The following is a 556-nucleotide window of genomic DNA, read 5'->3' on the forward strand; positions in this document are numbered from 1 at the left end:
CGTAGGTGAGCAGCATCTCGAATTCGCGCTCGGTGCGTTCCGTGACGCGGTATTCCCAGCTCATCGGGCACCCCCGCTCGCCTTCGCTGCGGCATGCTTTCGTCGTTCGGTGGCCTCGGCAAGCGTCTGGTCGAACAGCCTGGCGCGCAGTTCGTTTCGCTGGCTGCGCAGGATCGATACCTGTGTCTTGAATCGTTCGATCGCTGCGGCGTCGATCGTTGCTTTCGCCTCGGCGATTTCGAGCGAGGCTTTCAACCGGGCGACCTCGTCGCGCAGGGCCTCGATGATGTCGGCGTCGCTCATCGGTCGCCCCAGATGGTTTCGAAAACGTCGGCGAGGTGGTCGAGCTCGTCGGCGATCTCGGTGTGACCAAGCCATAGCCCCTGTTTGGAGATTTCGCGCAGCCGTATGACGGCGTCGGCGTGCCTCTCAGCGAGGGCTTCGGAGAGTTTTCTCGGCATCGGTAGAATTCCCTTCGTTACTTCGTGCGTGACGAGCGGCAACTCGGCGCGCAGGTTGGGGTAGCGGTTTGGATGACGCCCGGCGCGGGAGTAGT

General features: G+C 62.9%; 2 protein-coding genes. Both read right to left on the reverse strand.

Annotation, left to right across the window (positions count from 1 at the left end):
• Positions 1-60 precede the first annotated feature (60 nt).
• Positions 61-303: a hypothetical protein gene (locus ON31_RS29460; RefSeq protein WP_039818334.1), complete on the reverse strand. Its 243-nt coding sequence runs from the start codon at positions 301-303 to the stop codon at positions 61-63.
• A partial coding sequence (locus ON31_RS37030; protein WP_157533800.1) for a hypothetical protein occupies positions 300-556 on the reverse strand: 257 nt, incomplete at its 5' end. The genes ON31_RS37030 and ON31_RS29460, both read right to left, overlap by 4 nt.

It is taken from the genome of Nocardia otitidiscaviarum NBRC 14405 (genome assembly GCF_000308635.1).
Taxonomy (GTDB): domain Bacteria; phylum Actinomycetota; class Actinomycetes; order Mycobacteriales; family Mycobacteriaceae; genus Nocardia; species Nocardia otitidiscaviarum.